Here is a 20838-nt window from a genome sequence, read left to right as displayed (position 1 = left end):
TTCGGCATTCCCGGCCCCCGCCGCCCATCCACCTGCCTAGGGTTGAGGACAGGCGTTGCCCGACGCTCGCGACCAGTCCACGGGAACCCGCCGGAGACGACCATGCGCCAGGCGTTACGCCTTCCCAGCGAGATCCCGATCGAGGCGAGAGTGACCATTCAGCGCCCGGTCGCTGACGTGTTCGCCTTCTACCGCGACTTCGAGAACCTGCCCCGCTTCCTGGGCGACGTGATGGCCATCGAACGGGTCGGCCCGGAGTCGTATCGCTGGACGATCGCCGGTCCGCTGGGCATCCGGTTGAAGTCGACCATCAAGGTGACCGAGGAGCGGGTCAACGAGCTGATCCGGTACGAGACGACCACGGTACCCGGGATGCGGGCCGAATGGACGGTCCGTTTCGCGGCCGAGGCGGACCCAGGCCGGACAGACCCGGGCCGGACGGGTGCGGGCCGGACAGACCCGGGTCGGACGGCTGCGGGCCCGACCGAGGTGCACGAGACGCTGAAGACGCCGTTCGGCAGGCTCGGCCACGTCGCGCTGATCCTGGTCGGCAAGCCACCCGCCGCCGAGGTGGCAGCGAACCTGCGCAGGCTGAAGCAGCTGATGGAGACCGGGCGGGTCACCGACACCGACCACGCGGTCGCGGGCAAATTCGACGGTACGCCCCGGGGTGCCGACCGATCCGGGCGCTGACGTCGCGGGCCGTGGCGCGCTCGGGAGCACGACCACGGCCCGCGAGCCGGAGAAGGGGCGAGAACAGGCGGGGAAGGGCTTAGTGGCAGCTCCACCTGACCGCGTGGATCACGTCGTGGGCGTCGACGTCCTGGCCTCCGATCGTCAGGCCGTCGTCGCTGATGGTTCCCGCGACGATCCCTAACGGCGGCGTCGACGTGCCGTGCGGTACCAAAGTGGGCAGCCGGACGATCCCGGTGGTCGGCGTGTAGACCGCCGGCATGTCGTAGGACCCACTGCCGGCGACCCACCCCTGGGCGTTCCCCGCTTCGATGAACAGGTCCGCCCCCGGCAGCGCGGTGAACTCTCCGGTGGAGAGGCGGTACAACACGGGCGTCATGGTCTTGCTGCTGCTGTCGCTGACCGTCCCGGCCGCGACGATCGCGCCGTCGCGGATCGAGTGCACCTCCATTCCGTTGGCGCCGGCCACCACCCCGGTGGGCAGCGGCAGCAACTGGTAGCTGCCGTCCGGGTGCCACACGATCCCCTGGTTCGCGTCGGACGTCACGCTCGGCCTGACCGTACCGACGATGGTGCCGTCCGAGTCGACGTCGTCGACGCTGCCCAGCCAGTTCGGGCCGGGCAGCGGCAGCCGCACAGCCGTGGAGGCCGGCGAGTGCCACACGATGGGGTACTCCAGTCCGTCCTTGCTCTCGGTGCCGCCGATCGTGAGGTTGTCAGCGATTGCCACGGCTTGAGAGCCGTACGGGCCCTTGAGCTTTGACAGCCGGCCGTTCTGGTAGATCCAGCCGGTGCTGTTCAACCCGGACGGGAACGAGGTTCCCACCGCCACCCCGTTCGGCGTGATGTCGCGCAGCTCGGGATCGGAACCCGACATCGTGAGGGTCTTGAACTGCCCGTCGTGCCAGATGATGACCTGGCTGGAGTGACCGCTCTTGTACACCCGCCCGACCAGGTAGTGACCGGTCGGATCGGCGCCGATGACCAGCGCCTCCTGGTTGGGCTGCGGCACCGGCAGCCGGGACTCGACGCAGGCCAGCGACGTGGGACCGGCAGCCGGTGACGGTGACGGCGACGGCGACGGCGACGAGGTCGCCGCGAGTCCCAGCGTGGTCGTGGGGGCCACGGCCGGGTGCGCCGGTTCGCGTACCAGCTGAACAGTCGCCGGCGTCGCCACGACGACCGCGACCGCTACCACGGCGCCGGCCGACAGTTGGGCCGTACGTCGGCGGCGAAGCCGACTCCGGCCCATCCGCATGGCCGCGGCCAGATCGACCGAGGGCGGCGCGCCCTCTTCGTCGCGCAGGCCGAGCAGCGCGCGTACGGTCTGTTCGTCATCCATTCTTCCAGCTCCCCATCGCTGTCATCGGGTATCCCAACCTGGTCAGGGCCTGACGAACGTTGGCCAGCCCGTGCGACGTCTGGCTCTTCACCGTTCCCGGCGAACACCCCAGCAGCTCGCCGACCTCCGCGACCGGCAGGTCGCAGAGGAACCGGAGAACCAGTACGGCGCGCTGCCCGGCCGGTAGCGCGGCGAGTGCGGCTCGCAGCACCGCCCGGTCCTCCGTCGTGGAACTCTCCGGACGCGCCTGATCCGGGGGGTGGCCGAACAGCCGCACCCGCGACCAGGGTCGCCGGCCGTTGTCGATGTGGGTGCGGACCACGATCGCCCGGACGTAGCTGTCCAGGTTGGTCGCCTTGCGCGCGTTGTGCCAGCGCGTGTACAGCTTGGTGACCGACTCCTGCACCAGGTCGTCCGCTCTGTGGTCGTCGCCGCAGAGCAGATGGGCCAAGCGTTTCAGAGCCGGGAGTCGAGCACTGACGTACTCGACGTAATCCTCGTCCGCTTCGGACCGCACCACGTGCCCTCCCATGGCTTGTGCCCCTTAGACGAGCCGCGTCACGGCCGCGGTTGGCTCCCGGCGCGAACTTCACCGACGCGGTGGGGCAGGGGTCACATGTCGGGCGCCCGGCGGAGTTCGACCACCGGGATCGTGCGCCCCGCCTTGCCGGCGTGGTCGATGAAGAACGGGTACAGCTCGGTGATCGCCGCCCAGGTGAGCTCCCGGGCGTCGCCGGTCAGCGGAACGGCGATCGCGTCGTACGCCTCGGCTCCGACCTCGACGGTCACCTGAGGATCGGCGGCCAGGTTGAGATACCAGTCCGGGTGCCGGGTCGCGCCGGCGTTGGACGCGATGACGAACAGCCCCTGGTCGTCGCGATGGAACATCATGGGGCTGGTGCGGCGCTGGCCGGTACGCCGACCGACCGTGGTGAGCAGCAGCAGCCGGTCGCGGTGCATGCCGTCGATCTCGCCACCGGCACGAAATTGTTCGATCACCCTGCGGTTGTGTTCCCGGATGTCCATGCCGGCATCGTATGTGCCGGGGTGGGGGAGCGCGGGATCCGGACGGCGCGTCGGGGGATCGCGGTCGGTGCATCTGGTCGCAGGAGCGCGGTCGGAGATTCGCGGTCGGGGAGCGGCGGTTGAGGCTGCCGTAAGATCGGTGTCGGATGCGAGCGTGCGGAGCATCATGACAACCGGGGAACTCAGCAGGCGGCGGCCTGGTCCGTGAGTCATATCCAGGCGCCGGCTGCCACCCGTGCCGGCGGGGACCAGACCCGGGCGCCGGCATACGGCTGGCTCATCGTGGCGGCGCTGTCGGCGACCACGACAGTCGGGTACGGCGTCCTCTACTACGCGTACGCCGTCTTCCTCACCCCGATGGCCACCGCGCTGCACACCGGTACCACCGTCATCGCCGGCGCGTTGACCTGCTCGGTCCTCGCCTCCGCCGCGGCGGCCGTACCGGTCGGGCGGTGGCTGGACCGCCACGGCGGGCGGGCCCTCATGACCGGTGGTTCCGTCGCGGCGACCCTGCTCCTGCTCGCCTGGTCCCGGGTGCACACCGTGGCCGTCCTGTACCTGGTGTGGACCGGTATCGGCGTGGCCACCGCCTGCGTCCTCTACGAAGCCGCGTTCGCCGTGGTCATCACCTGGTTCCGCGAGCGGCGCGCCACCGCGCTGCTGGCGGTGACCGTGGTCGCCGGCTTCGCATCGAGCATCTTCCTGCCGCTGACCGGCCACCTCGTCGACCGGTACGGCTGGCGGGACGCCATCCTCGTCCTCGCCGCGATCCACGCCGCCGTCACCATCCCCGGCCACCTGCTGGTGCGGCGGCCACCCCGGTCGGTGACCGGTGACCGTGAGCCGGCAGGGCGCCGGAAGAGAGCCAACCGGTCAGCCGACGACGGCCAGCGGCGGCGCCGCATCGTCTCCACCGCCGTGCACGACCCCGGCTACTGGGCGCTGGCAGTGGCCTTCGTGTGCAGCAACGCCGCCGTCGCGGCCGCCAGCGTCCACCTCGTCGCGTACCTCACCGAACTCGGCCACACCCCGCAGTTCGCCGCCACCACGGCCGGACTGCTCGGCATCCTGTCCGTCACCGGCCGCCTCGCCACCACCGCCACCATCCGCCGGGCCAGTCCGGCGACCGCGACGGCCGCGATGTTCTTCGTGCAGGCTGTCGCGGCGGCCTGCCTGCCGGTGGTCGGCCACGGAAACCTGGGCGCCGTCGTGAGTGTGCTCGGCATCGGGCTCGGCTTCGGGGTCTCCACCATCGCCCGCCCCGCGATCCTCGCCGACCGCTACGGCACCGCCGCCTACGCCACGATTTCCGGCATCCTCGCCGTACCCCTCACCGTCGCCAAGGCCCTCGCACCGCTGGTGGCGGCTGCGATCCGGGACGCGACCGGTGACTACCTGTGGGTCGCCGAAGGCATCGCCGGGATGTGCGTCGTGGCCGGCGTCGCTCTGCTGGCGGTGCGGCGCCTCGACGCCGCCTCGACTCCACCGGTCGAGCGCCTGCCCGAGAAGCGCCTGCCCGAGAACTGAGCCGGCAGGCGCGCGCCGGGCAGCGCGCGCCGGTCAGCGCGCGCCGGTCAGCGCGCGCCGGTCAGCGCGCGCCGGTCAGCCCGCCGGGCCGACCGCCAGATCCCGGGCCGGTTCCACCGGCGGCAGGCCGAGCGCGAGGGCGAGGTCCCGTGCCACGGCGGCGCGTGCCGGGTTGTTGCTTCCCCAGTTGCGGCTCGGGTGCACCCGGTTGCTCAGCAGGATGACGAACGAGTGGTTTCGCGGATCGATGACGATCGAGGTACCTGTGAAGCCGGTGTGGCCCGCGGTCACCGGGGAACTCAGCGCGTCCATGTACCGTGGCTGGTCGAGTTCGAAGCCCAGGCCGTGAGCGTGCCCGGGGAACGCCTGGTTGTAGTTGGTGAACAGCTGCCGTACCGAGTCCTCGGACAGGATGCGCGCCCTGCCGTACCGTCCGCCGTTGAGCAGAGCCTGGGCGAGGATCGCCAGGTCGTACGCGGTGGAGAAGACCCCGGCGTGGCCGGAGACGCCGCCGAGGCAGTAGGCGTTCTCGTCGTGCACGCTGCCCCAGACGATGCCGCGACTGGTGGTCAGCTGGTACTCCTCGGCGGCGATGCGCGGCTTGAGCGAGGCGGGCGGGTTGAACATGGTGTCGGTCATCCCCAGCGGCTCGGTGATGCGCTGCGCGATGACCTGGTCGAGGGTCTTGCCGGTCACGGTCTCGATGACCTTGCCGAGCACCATCATGTTGGTGTCGGCATACAGGAAGGTGCTGTTCACCGGCGCGATCGGGGTGATGTCGTAGACGGCCGCCCACCGCTCGTCATTGGTGGGGTAGTCGCATAGCGACGGGTCGGGATCGGCGGGCAGCCCGGAGGTGTGGGTGAGCAGGTTGAGAATGGTGATGTCGCCCTTGCCGTGGCTGGCGAACTGCGGGATGTACCGGGCGACCGGCACGTGCAGGTCGATGCGGCCGGCCTCAATCAACTGGACCGCGGCGATCGCGGTGAACAGTTTGGTCAGCGACGCGAGGTCGAAGATGGTGTTGTCGCGTACTGGGATCCACTGGTCCCGCGGCAGTTCGGTCGGCTTGTCGTCGGCGTACCGCAGCGCGTACCCGACCGAGTCATGGGCGACGATCACGCCGTCGTGCGCGGCCAGCGCGACCGCCCCGGCGTACTGCGGGAAGGTCGGCGACGGCTGCAGGAAGCTGGCGATGTCGGGACGGATCTGGTCGATGTACCGCGGGATCAGGCCAACCTCCTCGGCCGTGCCGTAACGCAGGATCCTCGGCGGCCGCTGGAAACGGATGTCGTCGGCGGTGACTGTCGACGTGCCGCCCGTGGCCGACCCTCCCGCGGACGTGCCCGGTGCCGAGGCCGTGCCCGGAGCGCCGGAGGCGTTCACGGCAGTCGCGGAAGTGACGGTGAGGCTGGCAATGGCAGCGATGACGGTCGCCAGTCGCCGCATACGTCCCAGGATCATCGGATGCCTCCGAGGTCGCGGTGGATGTGGTGGTGCGGGTACCGGTGCCGGCGTGCGTATCGGGTCGGGAGCACCAGGGCCGCGAGTGCCAGGCCGGCGACGATGGCCAGTACGCCGGCCCCGATCGGGTACCGCAGATCCGGGCCGGTGGTCGGCAGCGTGCCGGTCGCTGTGCCGCCGGTCGCTGCCCCGCCGGCCGTTTCCCCGGAGGGCGTTGTCCCGGAGGCCGTTGTTCCGGAAGGCGTTCCTCCCGAAGGCGGTGGGAAGCTCGTGCCGGCCGGGCAGGTGACCACATTGGTCACCGCGAAGACGTTCAGGCCGGCGGACAACTGGTGGCCGCCGAGCAGGTCGGCGAGGCGCGAGGTGCAGCCCGGCGGCAGCATGCCGGTGGCGACGGTTTCACCGATGGTGACCGTGTCCTGCGTGGTGTAGCCGCTGTAGGTCTGCCCGAACACGGGTTGGAACTGGTTGGTGAGGCTCAGCGTGGACTGGAACTCGGGCGGTGCGTTGTCCTGGGTGTACCGGACCCCGTTGACGATCCAGTGCTTGTCCACGCGTACCTGGGCGAGACCGATCGGCGTGGTGGGCCGGTCGTAGACCGTACAGGAGATCAGGTCGTCGGGGATCGTCGTCGTGCGGAATCCGTCGTCGCCGACGTTCGTCGCCGGTATCCGGGTTCCGTCGCTGCGGCGGCAGGTGGCATTGCGGCCGTCGACCGGGACGAGTTCGTAGCCGAGGCGTGCGTTCTCGGTCAGCTTCGCGCGGACCGGCTCCGGCGGCTGGTTGCGAGGAACCGTGAAGGTGGCGACTCCGGACGCCGCGTCCGTGGTGGCGGACTCGGGCAACAGGTTGCCGGTGCGTTCGCGGAAGGTGAAACCGGCGCCGGGGATGGCGTCGTCGATGTCGCCGCCGTACGGGATGAGCTTCTTCACGACGTTGACCGTGTTGCGGCAGGCGTTGCGGGCGAGGTCTCGCAGCGCGGTACCGAGTTGGCGGTAGCTGACCACGGATCCGGCGAGGGTCGCTCCGCCGACGACGGCGAGGTTGTCCTCGGCATCGCGGAACGCCGTGCCGAGGCCGATGACCCGCACGGCGGTGCCCTTGGCTTTCAACGCGTTGGCGGAGTAGATGGCGTTCTCGACGTCCAGGAACCGGGTGGAATTGCCGGTGCCTTCGGCGTCGGGCCCGAACACGGTCGGGTTGCCGCCGGTGAGCATGATGACCGCGTCGTAGTGGACCGTCGAGGCGGCGATCTGCCAGAGGCCGGAATCCCAGTTGACCGATCCGCCGGCGGTCAGCGAGTTGACGGCCGCTTTCACCGGTGCCGCCGCGGCGGCGTCCGGGATGGCGGTGAGGTTCTTCACCGGTGCCGCGTGGGTGGCGAACTGGTACACGGCGAGCGAGGTCGACGTACCGGTGAATGTGTCCACGAGCCCGTTCACCGCTGACTTCACTGTGGACAGTCGATTGCCGACCGCGCCGGACGTGTCCAGCAGCAGGGCGATGCGCATGCCGCAGTACGACGGCGTCGGCGGGTTGATCCGAGCGTCGGCCCACAGCGTGCCGCGGGCCGTGGGGGAGGCGCCGGACGTCGCGCGGGGGAGGGTGATGGTGGCGCCGGCCGGGACGGGGCCGGTGAACAACTGGTTGTACGGGGTGGACGTGAGGGTGCGGCCACCGACGGCGAGCGACTGCACGATCGTGTAGCCCAGTGGCGCGGTCAGTTCCCGGATCCAGTACCCGCGGCCGGCTCCGGTGCGGGCCGGTACCGACACGCTGCAGGTCCCGCTGGGTGCGGTGGTGGTACAGGTGGCGATGGGGGTGTCGGCCGGCGTGGCCGGGTTGCTGGCTACACCGGCGTAGAAAGCGAAGGTCGCACCCGCGGCCGTGCTCGCCACCGCCGGTGCCGTGCGGTCACCGCCCTTGGTGACGACGAGGGTGGCCTGGGCGCCCCCGTCGGCGCCGGCCGGCGACCGCGATCCGGTCAGTACTGATCCGGTCAGCGCGACCGGTGTCACCAGCGCGATCGCGCCGACCGCCGCGGCGAGCGATGGCCATCGAAGTCTCCCGATCATGGCGCCCGACCCCCTTCACCCGCGTACGCCACGCCTGTCTCGGGGAGCGTAAGCAGGTCGTTCGGGTCGGATCGGTACGAAATCGCGAATCTCTCACGTTTCAGTGACGAAGCAACCAATCGGAATGAGCGAGGTCGCACCGGGCATTCGCGCCACCAACCTATCGTCCTAGGATGCGTTAGCCGGGGTGACTTACCTGGTCTGGCTCGGCAGCGCGCGGCTCACCGGTCGGCTGGCGCATCGCGCGGAAATCGTCGTACCCCGACAAGAGCGGCCCCACGAGCTACGACGCACCCGGCCTGGTCCAGGCGTCATACGCGGCGGTGGGTGTCCCGCTGCCGCACAACGCCGCGGCGCAGGCCGCGATGAGCACGCCCGTCGACCGGGCCGAGCTGCGGGTTGGTGATCTGGTCTTCTACGGCACCGACAGCATCACCACGGTCACCCTCTACGTCGGCGGCGACGAGGTCGTCGGCGTCTACTCTCCCGGGACCGTGGTGCACACCAGCACCGTCGACTTCGCGCCCGTCTCCGGCTACGGACAGATCGGGTAGGAACGCGGGTGTGGTGCCCGGCGGCGGAAACACCTGCCGCCGCCGGACACCACGCCGCGGTTGCCGGGGGAGAGTGCCGGGAGGGTGAGCCGCCGCGTCGCGGAGGGTGGCTCGACGTGCTCCGACCGGGGATCAGCTGCGGTGGAAGCAGCGCTCCAGTTCGTTCAGGTCGTAGAAGTAGCTGCCCTTGGCGATCGGCCGGCAGGCGGCGCTGAACGCCGTCTCCTTCTCGTTGTAGAGCATCCGCACCAGGTACTCGGTGGTCGGCTTCGTGCTCGCACCGCCGGTCGGCGACGGCTTGGCGTACAGGTCCCACTGCACGTTCGCCGCCATCGGGGCCACGTTCTCGCCGCGCCAGGGGTTGTTCTGGTACGTGTACGGCCGGCTGAGGTCCGCGGCTTTCGTGCTGCCGGGCAGGTCCAGCAGGACGGCGAGCGGTTCGATCTCCTCGGCGTGGGTGAACCGGAGCACGGCACCCTTGTCACTGGTTCCGTCGGCCTTGTCCTCGACCTGGGCGAACAGGTCGTCGAGCAGGACGTTCGCCATGTCGTAGGTGATCGTGCGACCGCTGAAGGCGGGGCCCTTCTGGTAGAACTCCTCGGCGTCGTCGAGGTAGGCGAACCACTGGGCGTCCTGGGCCGGCAGGAAGGCGTCGAGGTTCACGCCCGGGGCTTCCACGCGCAGGTCGGGGACGGCGCTGTAGAGCTCGTACAGCGAGCGGGCGAACGAGATCTGGTCGTCGGTCGCCATCGCCGCGACGAAGCCGCGGGTAAACAGGCGGGAGACGACCTCCTTGGCGGTACGCGCGGTCTTCGGCTGCCCGTCGACCTCGGCGATCACCGCGGCCAGATCGGGGTCGCTGTCCAGGTAAGCCTGGTAGTCGGCGTTCTGCGGCTGCTTGTGGAAGTACAGCAGGTCCTTGTCGGTCACCGGGGCCCCGATCAGGCCGGCCAGTGCCGGGTCTCCGGTGGTCAGGCCGCCGGTGAAGGCGTTGGCGCTGGCCACGGCACGGTCCACTCCGGACGTCTCGACCTCGATCGGTTCCTGCTTGGCGACGATGGCCGAGAAGAGCGAGGGGAGCCGCTGCTCCATCCGCAGCGCGGTCTGCTGCTGCTCCTGAACTCCGCGGCCGGAGAGGTTGCCGTACCCGATGGACGCGCCGCCGGCCAACAGCGACTCCACCTGCGGGCCCAGCCGCGTACCGAGTCCGGTGAGCGCACCCTGGTCCGCGGCGGCGCGCAGCACGGCGAGTACGGCGTCTCCGTCGTCGCTGTCGGACATGGCGCGCGAGCCGTGACGGGCGACGTTCTCGGTGAAGACCGGAACGAAGCCCTTCGGTGCGGCCTGGTAGTTCCGCAGGCTCTCCTGCGGCGAGTACGGCGTCTTGGTCGTGTAGAAGTGCCGGTCGGCGTTCGCGGCGTGGCCCGTGCCCTGTGCCGGGCCGTTGCTCTGTGTCGAGGTGGTGCTCTGTGCCGAGGCGGTGCTCTGTGCGGAGGTGGTGCTCTGTGCCGAGGCGGTGCCGGCCATGAGGGTGACGGCCGCGACCGTCAGGCTCATCGCGAGGGCGGCACCGGGAGCTAAGCGTTTCATCGTGTGTCCTTCGGACGGTTCGGGCCGTCGGCCCTGGGCAGGACGAGGTGCCTCGCATGGTCACAAAGCCCGGGGAACCGTCGCTGACCCTGTGACATGGGCGGGATGAGACGTAGGTGAACGGCGGTGCGGCGGCGCGTTGGTCGAGCCCGGCTGTCACGCGCCCGCCGGGAGCCGGCCTCCGCCGCTCGACTTCGGAGCGTTGTCGTCGATACTGGCCGGGTGAGTAGCGAGGGCACCGGTTCGGTCCGGCTGATCGAGAACTACGGTCCCGCCTGGGTACCCGGGCCGTTCGAGCGGGGTACCGTCGGCCCGCGGGTGATCCTGACCGGGGTCGACGGCTCCCGTACCGGGCTGCGGGCCGGAGCGTACGCGGGCGGCCTGGCCCAGCGACAGAACGCCCGCCTGGTGATCGTGTACGTCGCCGTGCCGGGAGTCTGGACCGGGCTGGGTGCCGGGACGTCCGCCGCCGTGCAGGAAGACACGTTCGACGAGGCCATCGCCGAAGTGCGCGGTCACTTCCAGGACCGGATCGAGGAGATGGGCATACCGGTCACGTTCATGGTTCGTCGTGGCGACGCCTTCGACGAACTGCGTCAGGCCGCGATCGACGTGCACGCCGACATGGTGGTGGTCGGCGCGTCCGAGCATGCCGGACACCGCCTCGTCGGCTCCATCGCCACCCGCCTGGTACGCGCCGGACTGTGGCCGGTCACCGTCGTTCCGTAGCGACGCGGACCGGACGCCCACCCGGACGGACGATCGCGTGTCGCACGTGGGCGGTCGAGCGCGTGGGGCGGCCGTGCGCGTGGACGGCTGTGCGCGTGGACGGCCGAGCTACCGGTACTCGTCGATCGACACGCTCTCGCTGTTGATCAGCTTGAAGATGCGCCGGTACTCCTCGACCTCGGACGGTTCTTCGAGGTAGAGCGCGCCGACGTGAGATTCGAGGTAGACGATGTCAGGGTCCTGCGGATCGTCGAATTCGAGGATGCGGAAGGCTCCGGCCATGGCCGCGTGGGCGCCCACCGACCAGGGCAGGACCCTGATGTCCAGGTGACGCCGCTGGCCGACCTGCCGGAGATGGTCGATCTGCCCGGCGAGGACGTCCCGATCGCCGACCGGACGGGTGAGGGCGCCCTCGTCGAGGATCGTGGTCACCTGTGCCGGCGGGGTGCGGGTGAGCAGCGTGTTCTGGCGCTGCAGGCGCAGTGACACCTGCCGTTGGGCTCCCTGCTCGTCGCCGGACCGATCCGCGTCGAAGACCGCGCGCGCGTACTGCTCGGTCTGCAACTCGCCCGGGACGACCTCGCCGTGGTAGCAGTAGATCCGGTTGGCGCTGGCCTCAAGGCCCACGAAGAGCTTGAACCACTCGGGAACGTTTGGACTGGAGTCCCACCACTGCTGTTGGTTCGTGCCGGAGGCGAGTTCCGCGAGGGCGTCGGTGGCGCTCTGGTCGGTTTGATAGCTCCAGCACAGGGCGCGGACGGTGGCGACGGTGACGGGTACCTTCCCGGTCTCGATGCGGTGCAGAGTCGGTTCGGAGATGCCGAGCTCCCGGGCGACCTCGCGTCGGGTCTTGTTCACGGCCAGGCGCAGTCGGGTCAGCCTGCGCCCGAGCGTCCGTCGCACAACACGCTGTCCAGTGACTGGCACGCTCTTCACCCCTCCGCCAGGCCCTGTCCTGCCGATCATCTGCCGGCCTGCGGCGGGCCTAGCCGCCGACCGGCTGCGTTCTCGGGTGTCTGGATACAACACCGGTATCCAGACACCCTGCGAACCCTGCCTGCGAAGTTCCCCGGCCGCTTGACCGCGGCGCCTCGTTCCTCGGCACCGCTGGCGGCCGGACGACGGATCGACGCCTGGCCTCCGCCTCGGCTCGACAAGATCGACAGAACAGGGCCAAACGCGAACGATGGTCTCGATGGAGATTGCGGTCCTACGGTAATCGACTCGTCACTGCAGCCGACAGTAACCACTGTGGCGCTGATCTGTGGTTGTGCATATGCACGTGCGCCGGTAATGCGCGGCAGATGCGCGTACTTTTCCGGAAATCAGGTGATGCGACAGAATGAGCAGTAGCCGGATGAAGTCGCTCTCCGGATGCCGTACGAGCGGCATTGACCTCCCCGGTGACGAGGAGGGTTCCGAGCGGACCGACGCCGAGGGGGCCGGGTGATCGGTGGCGTGGCGGCGGCCGCCACTCACGGCAGGATCTGACGGAGAGTAATGGGACGCCCGAGCGCGAGCGCCACCGTTCCCGGGGCGTCCAGGCGACCCGTGGCGCCCGCCGGATGCCCCGCGACGAGATCGGCAGAGAAGGACCTAACCCCCGGCCATCGCGCCGAGGATGATCAGCGGCTCCACGCCGGAGACGACCGGTTCCGGCAGCGGGGCGTCCGGCGACTCGTTGGACAGGTCCTCCTCGCACGCATAGAAGCGCACGAACGGCCGGCGCTTCCCGCTGCGGCGGTCGCGAATCGTGCCGAGCAGCATCGGGTACCGGCTTTCCAGGGCGTCCAGCAGCAGCCGTTGGGTCACCGGTCCGGCCCCCTCGACCGGACCGTCGACGGTGAGCCGCACTTCGCCGGTGACGTGCGCCAGCGTCTTGAGATGAGCCGGGAGGACGACGCGGATCACGGCAGTGCCTGGACTTCGACGGAGAGCACGGCCGGCAGGTCGCGGACGATGGGTGCCCAGGTGTCTCCGTTGTCGGCCGAGTGGTACACCTGGCCACCCGTGGTGCCGAAGTAGATCCCGCACGGATCGAGCGTGTCGACCGCCATCGCGTCCCGGTAAACGTTGACGTAGCAGTTCGACTGCGGCAGGCCGGCGGTCAACGGCTCCCATTCGTCGCCGCCGGTCCTGCTGCGGTAGACCCGGAGCTTGCCCTCGGGCGGGAAGTGCTGGGAGTCGCTGGTGATCGGTACGACGTAGATGGTCTCCGGCTCGTGTGCGTGCACCGCGATGGGGAACCCGAAGTCGGACGGCAGCGAGCCGCTGACCTCGCGCCAGTTGGCTCCGGCGTCGTCGGTGCGCAGGACGTCCCAGTGCTTCTGCATGAACAGGGTGTCCGGTCGGGACGGGTGTTGCGTGATGTGGTGGACGCAGTGGCCGACCTCGGAGTCCTGGTCGGGGATCTCGCCGGAGCGCAGGCCCTTGTTGATCGGCAACCAGCTCTCCCCGGCATCGTCGCTGCGGAACGCGCCGGCAGCGGAGATCGCGACGTAGATCCGGTCCTTGTTCACGGGATCGAGGATGATCGTGTGCAGGCACATGCCGCCGGCGCCGGGCTGCCAACTCGGGCCGGTGGGGTGCGTGCGCAGGGCGGTGAGTTCCTTCCACTTCTGCCCGCCGTCGGTGGACAGGTAGAGCGCCGCGTCCTCGGCCCCCGCGTAAACCGTGTCGGGGTCGTCGCGGGACGGCTCGATGTGCCAGATGCGCTTGAACTCCCAGGGGCGGGGCGTCCCGTCGTACCACAGGTGCTCGCCGACCGCGCCCTCGTAGGTGAAGTCGTTGCCCACCGCGGTCCACGTCTGACCGCCGTCGTCGGACCGCTGGATGAGCTGCCCGAACCAGCCGCCTGACTGGGACGCGAAGAGCCGGTTCGGGTCGGCCGGCGATCCCGCCAGGTGGTAGATCTCCCAGCCGCCGAAATGCGGACCATCCACTTTCCAGTCGTCGCGCCTACCGTCCGCGGTCAAGATGAACGCGCCCTTGCGTGTACCCACCAACACCCGCACGCTGCTCATGCCCTCAGCCTTCCCTCGGTAGAAGTCGTCTTCACTGTTGTCTTATCGAACCGGTGCGCCCAGCGACACGCCGCCGAAGACGGGCCGCCAGAGACAGCCCGCCAGAGACAGCCCGCCAGTGACAGCCCGCCAGTGACAGCCCGCCAGTGACAGGCCCGCCAGCCTGCACACCTGTGCCAGGTGACAGACGTACTCCCCGGGTACGACAAAAACCGCGCGGCCCCGCGGACCGACTGTTGCCAACCCTCTTGACCGGGAGTCGTGCTATTGCTCTATAGTACTAGGAACCTAGTTGAATGAGAGAAGTCAGGGTGATCGAGTTTCACCTGGACAGTCGTTCCGGCGTGGCGCCCTACATGCAGCTGATCCAGCAGGTCCGGCAGGCGATGCGGCTGGGTCTGCTGGGTGAGGGCGACCAGCTCCCGACCGTCAAAGACGTGGTCGCGCACTTGGCGATCAACCCGAACACGGTGCTCAAGGCATACCGGGAGCTCGAACACGAGGGACTGGTGGCACCCCGTCCCGGAGTCGGCACCTTCGTCACCCGGTCCCTGACCGACCAGTCGCTGGCCGCGCACGGACCGCTGCGCGACGAGCTGAAGTCCTGGCTCGGGCGGGCCCGGAAGGCCGGATTGGACGACGAGAGCATCCAGGCCCTGTTCGTGAGCACGTTCCGCACGTCGATAGAGGAGACGACCCGATGACTGACCCGGTGCTGCGGGCCGACGGCTTGTCCAAGAGGTACGGCCGGCGCACGGCCCTGTCCGACTGCACGTTGAGCATCCCGCCCGGTCGGGTCGTGGGGCTGGTCGGTCCCAACGGCGCCGGCAAGACGACGCTGCTGCAGATCGCCGTGGGAATGCTGGCGCAGACCGCCGGCACGATCGAAGTGCTCGGTGGGCGGCCCGCCGCCAACCCGGCCCAGCTGGCGAGGGTCGGCTTCGTGGCGCAGGAGACTCCCACCTACGCCGGCCTGACCATCGCCGATCATCTGCGGTTCGGCGCCCACACCAATCCCCGGTGGGACCAGCGTCTCGCGGACGAGCGGATCGCCGCGCTCGGCCTGGAGCCCGCGCAGAAGGCCGGCAAGCTCTCCGGCGGCCAGCGCGCCCAGCTGGCGCTGACCATGGCCGTCGCGAAACGACCCGATCTGCTGGTCCTGGACGAACCGGTGGCCAGCCTCGACCCGCTGGCCAGGCGGGAGTTCCTGCGGAGCCTGATGGCGTTCGTCGCCGACCACGGCGCGAGCGTCATCCTGTCCTCGCACCTGGTCTCCGACCTGGAACGGGTCTGCGACTACCTCATCGTGCTGGTCGCCTCCCGGGTCCGGATCGCCGGCGAGGTGGAGCACCTGCTCGCTACTCACTACCGGCTGACCGGCGCCCGGCGCGACCCGGCCGACCTGCATCCGGGTGTGACGGTGATCGAGGGCAGCCACACCGACCGCCAGTCCACCCTGATCGTGCGCAGCGACACCCCGATCGACGATCCCTCGCTGGCCGTCGAACAGATCACCCTCGAAGACCTCGTCCTGGCCTACATGACCCAGGCCACCACCAGCCCCCGGCCCGCATTGGAGAGCATCCGATGATCTGGTTCACCTGGCGCCAGTTCCGCATCCCGACCTGGATCACCGCCGGTGCCCTCGCGGTCCTCGCCGTCCTTCTCGCGGTCTCCGGCCACAGCCTCGCCGGCGAGTGGACCGCCAGCGGCGCTGCCGGCTGCCACGCCGACTGCCGCAATGCCATCAGCGAATTCGTCCAGCAGGCCACCAACGGCGCCAACGGGTTGGTCTACCAGTTCACCCTGATGCTGGTGTACGTGGTACCCGCGCTGATCGGCATCTTCTGGGGCGCCCCGCTGATCGCCCGGGAACTCGAAACCGGCACCCACCGGCTGGCCTGGAACCAGTCGGTGACCCGGTCCCGTTGGCTGGCCACGAAACTGGCGGTCGTCGGGGCTGCGTCCGTGGTCACCGCCGGCCTGCTCAGCTGGGCAGTCGGCTCCTGGGCGCACCACGTCGACCACGCGAAGTATCACTGGATCTCACCCCAGACCTACGGCGCCCGGGGGATCGTGCCGATCGGCTACGCCGTGTTCGCCCTGGCCCTCGGCGTCACGCTGGGCATGCTCATCCGCCGCACCGTACCCGCGATGGCCGCCACCCTGGCCATCTACGTCCTCGCCGTCGCGTCGATGCCGCTGTGGATCCGCGCCCATCTCGTGCCGGCGCGGCACGCCACGCGGCCACTGGATGTCAGCAACGTTACGCAGTTCATGTTCAACAGAGACAACTCCACGATGAGGGTGGTCAGCGGCGTCGTTCCGGATAACGCCTGGGTACTGAGCAACCGCACGGTCACCCCCACCGGTCAGGTCTTCAGCGGGCCCGCCGACCCGCAGTACTGCGGGGAGAACCACGGACCGAAATCCTGCCTCCACTGGGTCGGCACTCTCGGACTGCGCCAGGACCTGACCTACCAGCCCGCCAGCCACTTCTGGCCGATGCAGTGGGCCGAGACCGGCGTCTTCGTCGCCGTCGCCGTGGCGCTTCTCTCCTTCTGCTTCTGGTGGACGCGCCGGCGCCTGGCCTGATCGGTGCCCGGCCTGATCGGTGCCCGGCCTGATCGGTGTGCCTGACCGGCGGTATGTCGTTGTCTTGACGGTCGTTAGCGAAGCATGGCAGGGTTTCCAGGGTGGACCTGAAGCCCGCGGCCGTCGTCACGGGCGCTGGGCGTGGCATCGGTCGCGCGGTGGCGGTGAAGCTGAGCGCGGAGGGCTACCGTGTCGCGCTCACCGCACGCGGTGAGGATGAGCTGCGCGCCACCGCGGCACTGTGCGCCGGCGAGACCCTGGTGCTGCCGGCGGACATCACCTCGAGCGAGGCCATCGACCGGCTGTTCACCGCGGTCGAAGACGCGTGGGGAGGGGCCGGTGTCCTGGTCGCGAACGCGGGTGCCGGCGAATCGGCCCCGCTGGTGAAGACCACCGACGAACACTGGGCGCGGATGCTCGAGGTGAATCTGACCGCGCCGTTCCGGTGCGTCAGGCGGGTGGTTCCGGGCATGCTCGATCGTGGGTACGGCCGGATCGTGGTCATCGCCTCGGTCGCCGCCAAGCGGGGCGAGCCTTACATCACGGCGTACGCGGCGAGTAAACACGGCGTCCTCGGCGTGGTCCGGTCGGCCGCCGCCGAGTTCGCCGGCACGGGTGTCACGGTCAACGCGGTGTGCCCGGGCTACGTGGCCACACCGATGACCGACCAGACCGTGGCCGCCATCGCGGACCGGACCGGGCGCACCCCCGCGCAGGCGCGCGCCGCCCTGGCCGCGAAGCAGCCGAACGGGCGGCTCGTCACGGTCGACGAGGTCGCCGGGGCGGTCTGGCTGTGCGTGACGAACGCCGCCCTCAACGGGCAGGGCATCAACGTCGACGGCGGAGGGGTGCAGTCATGAGCCTGGAGTTCGTCAACCCCGACGGGCTCAGCGCGCCCCGAGGCTTCTCCCATGCCGCCGTCGGCTCGGGACGGCTCGTGTTCCTCGCCGGTCAGACCGCGCTCGACCGACAGGGACGCGTCGTCGGCGACACCGTTGTCGAGCAGTTCGACCGGGCGCTGGGCAACCTGCTGCTCGCGCTGGCCGCCGCGGGTGGCCGGCCCGACGACCTGGCGAGCCTGACGATCTACCTCGTCGATGTGGACGACTACCGGGCCAATTCGCGGGCGATCGGCGCCGTGTGGAAGCGCCTCGTGGGCGACCGGTACCCGGCCATGGCCGCGATCGGCGTCGCCCGGCTGTGGGACGAGCGGGCCCTGGTCGAGGTGCAGGGCTACGCGGTCCTCGCTGACTGAGCCGTCCTCCCCGGCTCAACCGTTCCCGTCGACTGCGCCGTCCCTGTCGGCTGAAGACCGGTGACCTCGGCGACGTGCCGGTGAGCCGCGGGCGCCAGCCGCTCGTTCAGCTCGAAGAAGATGTCCGCCGCCTGGGAGCCCCGCCAGTGGCGGGGGAGCAGCTCCGGCGCGAGCCCGGGGTCGAGGTAGGGCAGCCGGCGCCAGTGCGTGAGCACCTGAACGTAGTCGGCGAACGCGGCGGCATCGTCGTCGTGACGCCTGCGGCGCCACTGCGCCAGGACGGGACCGTAGGAGGACACGAAGTCCGCGTACGTGCGCTCCAGCCCGTCGAGGTCCCACCACGAGGCGACCTGGTCGGGCTCGGGCCGGAAGGCGACGTACTCCGCCCGGAACAGGTCGACGTACTCGGTCAGCCGGTTGCTCGCCAGCACGTCACGTACCTGCGACTCGACGTGGGCCGGGGCGATCCACACCCCGGAGGCGACGGTGCCGAAACCGAGCCAGGACAACCGCGACCGCAGCTGGTGCCGCTTGTCCCGCTCGTACTCCGGCACGCTGAACACCGCGACGAGCCAACCGTCCTCGGCCGCCGCCCGGGGCCGCTCGAAGATCCGCCGATCGCCTTCCAGGAGGATGCCCCGGGCGCGGTCGGACAGCGCGTACCCGGCGGTGCCGCGCACCTTCTCCGCGATCAGGATGCCGCGGCGCTTCAGTCGGGAGATCGAGGAGCGTACGGCGGGCTCCTCGACGTCGAGCTCGGCCATGAGCTTGATCAGGGAGCTGACGCTCAACCAGCCGCCGACCTCGCGAGCGTACAGCCCGTAGATCGTGACGATCAGCGCTCGGGGCTGGGTGCCTCTCGCCTGGCTGAGCTCCTCATCGTTGGCCTCGACCGACACGCGCGAGAGTTTAGTCCGTCGGGGCCGCCGGGGTCTCGACTCTCCGGCCAGGCTCGCTGTGGCGCCGCCGCAGTCGCGTCCCTGCCGCACTCCCGTCTCTGCTGCGCTCCCGTCTCTGCCACTCCTGTCGTCGTCGCAGTCCCATCGCAGTCGCGTCGCAGTCGCAGTGGCGGCGCTGCCGCAGCGGTGTCGCTGTCGGCGCTGCCGCCGGTGGCCGCCGCTCTGCCGTCATTATGCCGTGCCATTGACTGTCGTCACGAGAAGTGCATAACCTTGGTCGACCGGGCAGTTCCTGGACTTGAGTCGAGGAAGGTCGCCATGTCAGTGTCAGATCCGACGTCGACGTCAGATCCCGCGTCGACCTCGCTTGCCGCGTCGACGTCACCTGCCGCATCGACGCCAGATACCGCGTCGACGCCAGATACCGCGTCGATGTCCGCCTCCGCGCATGTCGACACGTTTTGTCGTGACCACCTTCCGCCCGAGGCCGACTGGCCCGAGCTGGTGTTCGACCTGCCGGGCCTGCGCTACCCGGAGAAGCTCAACTGCGCGGTCGAGCTGGTCGACGCCGTGGTCGAGCGGCTCGGCCCGGACCGCCCGTGCCTGCTCGCGCCCGGCGCCCGTCCGTGGACCTACGGCGACGTGAGACGGGTGACCAACCAGATCGCGGCGGTGCTGGTCGAAGACTGCGGCATCGTCCCGGGCAACCGGGTCCTCCTGCGCGGTCCCAACAACCCGTGGCTCGCGGCATGCTGGTTGGGTGTGCTCAAGGCGGGCGCCGTCGCGGTGACGACCATGCCGCTGCTGCGGTCCGGCGAACTGGCCACGATCGCCGAGATAGCGGCCATCGACTTCGCCCTGTGCGACGCCCGGTTCACCGACGACCTGCGGGCGGCGGGCATCCCCGGGCTCCGGATGGTCGAGTTCGCGGGTGACGAGTTCGCCGGTGAGGCCGGGCTGACCAGCGCCGTCGAGCGGAAGTCGGGGGAGTTCACGCCGGTGGCCACCGCGGCCGACGACGTGGCGATGCTCGCCTTCACGTCCGGGACCACCGGCCGCCCCAAGGCCACCATGCACTTCCACCGCGACGTGCTCGCCAACGCGGACACGTTCTCCGCCCTCGTGCTGCGGCCGGAGCCGGACGACCTGTTCACCGGCACCCCGCCGCTGGCGTTCACGTTCGGTCTGGGTGGGCTGGTCGTCTTCCCGTTGCGGGCCGGTGCCTCGACACTGCTCGTCGAGAAGGCGACGCCGGACGAACTCGCGCAGCTGATCGCGGATTACCGGGTGTCGGTCTGCTTCACCGCTCCCACGGCATACCGTGCCATGCTCGCGTCCGGAGCGGTCGACCGCCTGTCCACACTGCGCCGCGCGGTGTCGGCGGGCGAGCACCTGCCGGCCGGCACCTGGCAGGCATTCCGCGACAGCACCGGGATCAGGATGATCGACGGCATCGGATCCACCGAGATGCTGCACATCTTCATCGCCTCCGCCGACGACGACATCCGGCCCGGATCCACCGGCCGGGCGGTGCCGGGATACGTCGCCGCGGTGGTCGACGAGCACGGCACCCCGCTGCCGCCGGGCGCGGTGGGCCGGCTCGCCGTGAAGGGCCCCACCGGCTGCCGCTACCTGGCCGACGCACGCCAGCACCAGTACGTCCAGGGCGGCTGGAACATCACCGGCGACACGTTCGTCATGGACGAGGACGGCTACTTCTGGTTCCAGGCGCGCAGCGACGACATGATCGTGTCGTCCGGATACAACATCTCCGGACCGGAGGTCGAAGAGGCGCTGCTCGCCCACCCCGACGTCGCCGAGTGCGGTGTCGTGGGCCTGCCCGACGAGGCGCGTGGCCAACTCGTGACCGCGTTCGTCGTGCTGCACGACGCCGTGCCCACGGACGACGGCGAGGCCCGGCAACTGCAGGACTTCGTCAAGCGCCGGATCGCTCCGTACAAATACCCGCGGCGGATCGTCTTCGTCACCGAACTGCCCAAGACAGCCACCGGCAAGTTGCAGCGCTTCCGCCTGCGCGAGCAACCGGCCGCGGCGGGCGCGTAACG

The 20838-nt window shown here is 70.0% G+C and carries 20 protein-coding genes; 10 read left to right on the top strand and 10 right to left on the bottom strand.

The genetic code is table 11. The annotated features are described in order from the left end of the window. The first annotated feature begins 102 nt into the window (after nt 1–102). A complete protein-coding gene (locus Raf01_RS33060; RefSeq protein ID WP_203921996.1) occupies nt 103–693 on the top strand; it encodes an SRPBCC family protein in 591 nt (196 codons plus the stop codon). Between the two features lie 79 nt (nt 694–772). Here the strand turns inward: Raf01_RS33060 and Raf01_RS33055 are convergent, their stop codons facing one another. From Raf01_RS33055 to Raf01_RS33045, 3 genes are all read right to left on the bottom strand, one after another. Then, complete coding sequence (locus tag Raf01_RS33055) at nt 773–2035, bottom strand: hypothetical protein (RefSeq protein ID WP_203921995.1); 1263 nt, start codon at nt 2033–2035, stop codon at nt 773–775. Further along, nucleotides 2028–2555 carry a SigE family RNA polymerase sigma factor gene (locus Raf01_RS33050; protein WP_308442681.1) on the bottom strand — a complete coding sequence of 176 codons (528 nt, stop codon included), beginning with the start codon at nt 2553–2555 and terminating at the stop codon, nt 2028–2030. Before Raf01_RS33050 ends, Raf01_RS33055 begins: the two co-directional genes overlap by 8 nt. Before the next feature lie 92 nt (nt 2556–2647). After that, complete coding sequence (locus Raf01_RS33045; protein WP_239134139.1) at nt 2648–3061, bottom strand: nitroreductase/quinone reductase family protein; 414 nt, start codon at nt 3059–3061, stop codon at nt 2648–2650. Between the two features lie 204 nt (nt 3062–3265). Between Raf01_RS33045 and Raf01_RS33040 the strand changes: the two genes are divergently transcribed. Continuing rightward, nucleotides 3266–4588 carry an MFS transporter gene (locus Raf01_RS33040; RefSeq protein WP_203921994.1) on the top strand — a complete coding sequence of 441 codons (1323 nt, stop codon included), beginning with the start codon at nt 3266–3268 and terminating at the stop codon, nt 4586–4588. A 75-nt stretch (nt 4589–4663) separates the two neighbouring features. On the opposite strand, the gene Raf01_RS33035 is transcribed toward Raf01_RS33040, so the two are convergent. After that, the gene (locus tag Raf01_RS33035; protein ID WP_239134138.1) at nt 4664–6052 is read right to left on the bottom strand and encodes a serine hydrolase domain-containing protein; all 1389 of its coding nucleotides are present in this window, start codon (nt 6050–6052) and stop codon (nt 4664–4666) included. Further along, nucleotides 6049–8127 carry a VWA domain-containing protein gene (locus Raf01_RS33030; protein WP_203921993.1) on the bottom strand — a complete coding sequence of 693 codons (2079 nt, stop codon included), beginning with the start codon at nt 8125–8127 and terminating at the stop codon, nt 6049–6051. The genes Raf01_RS33035 and Raf01_RS33030 overlap by 4 nt, the downstream gene beginning before the upstream one ends. Before the next feature lie 239 nt (nt 8128–8366). Between Raf01_RS33030 and Raf01_RS33025 the strand changes: the two genes are divergently transcribed. Then, a complete protein-coding gene (locus Raf01_RS33025; protein WP_203922046.1) occupies nt 8367–8681 on the top strand; it encodes a C40 family peptidase in 315 nt (104 codons plus the stop codon). A 132-nt stretch (nt 8682–8813) separates the two neighbouring features. On the opposite strand, the gene Raf01_RS33020 is transcribed toward Raf01_RS33025, so the two are convergent. Continuing rightward, nucleotides 8814–10271, bottom strand: a complete 1458-nt coding sequence (locus Raf01_RS33020; RefSeq protein ID WP_203921992.1) for a histidine-type phosphatase — start codon at nt 10269–10271, stop codon at nt 8814–8816. 222 nt (nt 10272–10493) lie between these two features. Between Raf01_RS33020 and Raf01_RS33015 the strand changes: the two genes are divergently transcribed. After that, complete coding sequence (locus Raf01_RS33015) at nt 10494–11000, top strand: universal stress protein (RefSeq protein ID WP_239134136.1); 507 nt, start codon at nt 10494–10496, stop codon at nt 10998–11000. 108 nt (nt 11001–11108) lie between these two features. Here the strand turns inward: Raf01_RS33015 and Raf01_RS33010 are convergent, their stop codons facing one another. The 3 genes from Raf01_RS33010 to Raf01_RS33000 form a co-directional block, all read right to left on the bottom strand. Then, nucleotides 11109–11927: a helix-turn-helix domain-containing protein gene (locus tag Raf01_RS33010; protein ID WP_203921991.1), complete on the bottom strand. Its 819-nt coding sequence runs from the start codon at nt 11925–11927 to the stop codon at nt 11109–11111. 669 nt (nt 11928–12596) lie between these two features. After that, complete coding sequence (locus tag Raf01_RS33005; protein WP_203921990.1) at nt 12597–12911, bottom strand: MoaD/ThiS family protein; 315 nt, start codon at nt 12909–12911, stop codon at nt 12597–12599. Continuing rightward, a complete protein-coding gene (locus Raf01_RS33000) occupies nt 12908–14023 on the bottom strand; it encodes a WD40/YVTN/BNR-like repeat-containing protein (protein ID WP_203921989.1) in 1116 nt (371 codons plus the stop codon). Before Raf01_RS33000 ends, Raf01_RS33005 begins: the two co-directional genes overlap by 4 nt. Before the next feature lie 311 nt (nt 14024–14334). On the opposite strand from Raf01_RS33000, the gene Raf01_RS32995 reads away from it, so the two are divergent. The 5 genes from Raf01_RS32995 to Raf01_RS32975 all read left to right on the top strand — a co-directional run bounded on the left by Raf01_RS32995 (nt 14335) and on the right by Raf01_RS32975 (nt 17873). Continuing rightward, nucleotides 14335–14727, top strand: coding sequence for a GntR family transcriptional regulator (locus tag Raf01_RS32995; RefSeq protein WP_203922044.1), 393 nt, complete (start codon nt 14335–14337; stop codon nt 14725–14727). Next, on the top strand, nt 14724–15614 hold the full coding sequence (locus Raf01_RS32990) for an ABC transporter ATP-binding protein (RefSeq protein WP_203921988.1): 891 nt from the start codon (nt 14724–14726) through the stop codon (nt 15612–15614). Before Raf01_RS32995 ends, Raf01_RS32990 begins: the two co-directional genes overlap by 4 nt. Next, the gene (locus tag Raf01_RS32985) at nt 15611–16618 is read left to right on the top strand and encodes an ABC transporter permease (RefSeq protein WP_203921987.1); all 1008 of its coding nucleotides are present in this window, start codon (nt 15611–15613) and stop codon (nt 16616–16618) included. The genes Raf01_RS32990 and Raf01_RS32985 overlap by 4 nt, the downstream gene beginning before the upstream one ends. 101 nt (nt 16619–16719) lie before the next feature. Continuing rightward, nucleotides 16720–17478, top strand: coding sequence for an SDR family NAD(P)-dependent oxidoreductase (locus Raf01_RS32980; protein ID WP_239134135.1), 759 nt, complete (start codon nt 16720–16722; stop codon nt 17476–17478). Then, the gene (locus Raf01_RS32975; protein ID WP_203921986.1) at nt 17475–17873 is read left to right on the top strand and encodes a RidA family protein; all 399 of its coding nucleotides are present in this window, start codon (nt 17475–17477) and stop codon (nt 17871–17873) included. The genes Raf01_RS32980 and Raf01_RS32975 overlap by 4 nt, the downstream gene beginning before the upstream one ends. Here the strand turns inward: Raf01_RS32975 and Raf01_RS32970 are convergent. Next, on the bottom strand, nt 17852–18772 hold the full coding sequence (locus Raf01_RS32970; protein WP_239134134.1) for a PaaX family transcriptional regulator: 921 nt from the start codon (nt 18770–18772) through the stop codon (nt 17852–17854). The genes Raf01_RS32975 and Raf01_RS32970 overlap by 22 nt on opposite strands. Before the next feature lie 432 nt (nt 18773–19204). Between Raf01_RS32970 and Raf01_RS32965 the strand changes: the two genes are divergently transcribed. Beyond that, nucleotides 19205–20836 (top strand): AMP-binding protein, encoded by a 1632-nt coding sequence (locus Raf01_RS32965; RefSeq protein WP_203921985.1) that lies wholly within the window; start codon nt 19205–19207, stop codon nt 20834–20836. Nucleotides 20837–20838 lie beyond the last annotated feature (2 nt).

It is taken from the genome of Rugosimonospora africana (assembly GCF_016862975.1).
GTDB lineage: Bacteria > Actinomycetota > Actinomycetes > Mycobacteriales > Micromonosporaceae > Rugosimonospora > Rugosimonospora africana.
Note: the sequence above shows the minus strand (reverse complement) of the source record. Positions and strands in the feature narration are given on the sequence as shown.

Coding starts and splice junctions, on each gene's coding strand:
- Raf01_RS33060 (WP_203921996.1), top strand. CDS start 103: ATGCGCCAGGCGTTACGCCTTCCCAGCGAGATCCCGATCGAGGCGAGA.
- Raf01_RS32965 (WP_203921985.1), top strand. CDS start 19,205: ATGTCCGCCTCCGCGCATGTCGACACGTTTTGTCGTGACCACCTTCCG.
- Raf01_RS32985 (WP_203921987.1), top strand. CDS start 15,611: ATGATCTGGTTCACCTGGCGCCAGTTCCGCATCCCGACCTGGATCACC.
- Raf01_RS33030 (WP_203921993.1), bottom strand. CDS start 8,127: ATGATCGGGAGACTTCGATGGCCATCGCTCGCCGCGGCGGTCGGCGCG.
- Raf01_RS32975 (WP_203921986.1), top strand. CDS start 17,475: ATGAGCCTGGAGTTCGTCAACCCCGACGGGCTCAGCGCGCCCCGAGGC.
- Raf01_RS33000 (WP_203921989.1), bottom strand. CDS start 14,023: ATGAGCAGCGTGCGGGTGTTGGTGGGTACACGCAAGGGCGCGTTCATC.
- Raf01_RS33020 (WP_203921992.1), bottom strand. CDS start 10,271: ATGAAACGCTTAGCTCCCGGTGCCGCCCTCGCGATGAGCCTGACGGTC.
- Raf01_RS33045 (WP_239134139.1), bottom strand. CDS start 3,061: ATGGACATCCGGGAACACAACCGCAGGGTGATCGAACAATTTCGTGCC.
- Raf01_RS33055 (WP_203921995.1), bottom strand. CDS start 2,035: ATGGATGACGAACAGACCGTACGCGCGCTGCTCGGCCTGCGCGACGAA.
- Raf01_RS32990 (WP_203921988.1), top strand. CDS start 14,724: ATGACTGACCCGGTGCTGCGGGCCGACGGCTTGTCCAAGAGGTACGGC.
- Raf01_RS33035 (WP_239134138.1), bottom strand. CDS start 6,052: ATGATCCTGGGACGTATGCGGCGACTGGCGACCGTCATCGCTGCCATT.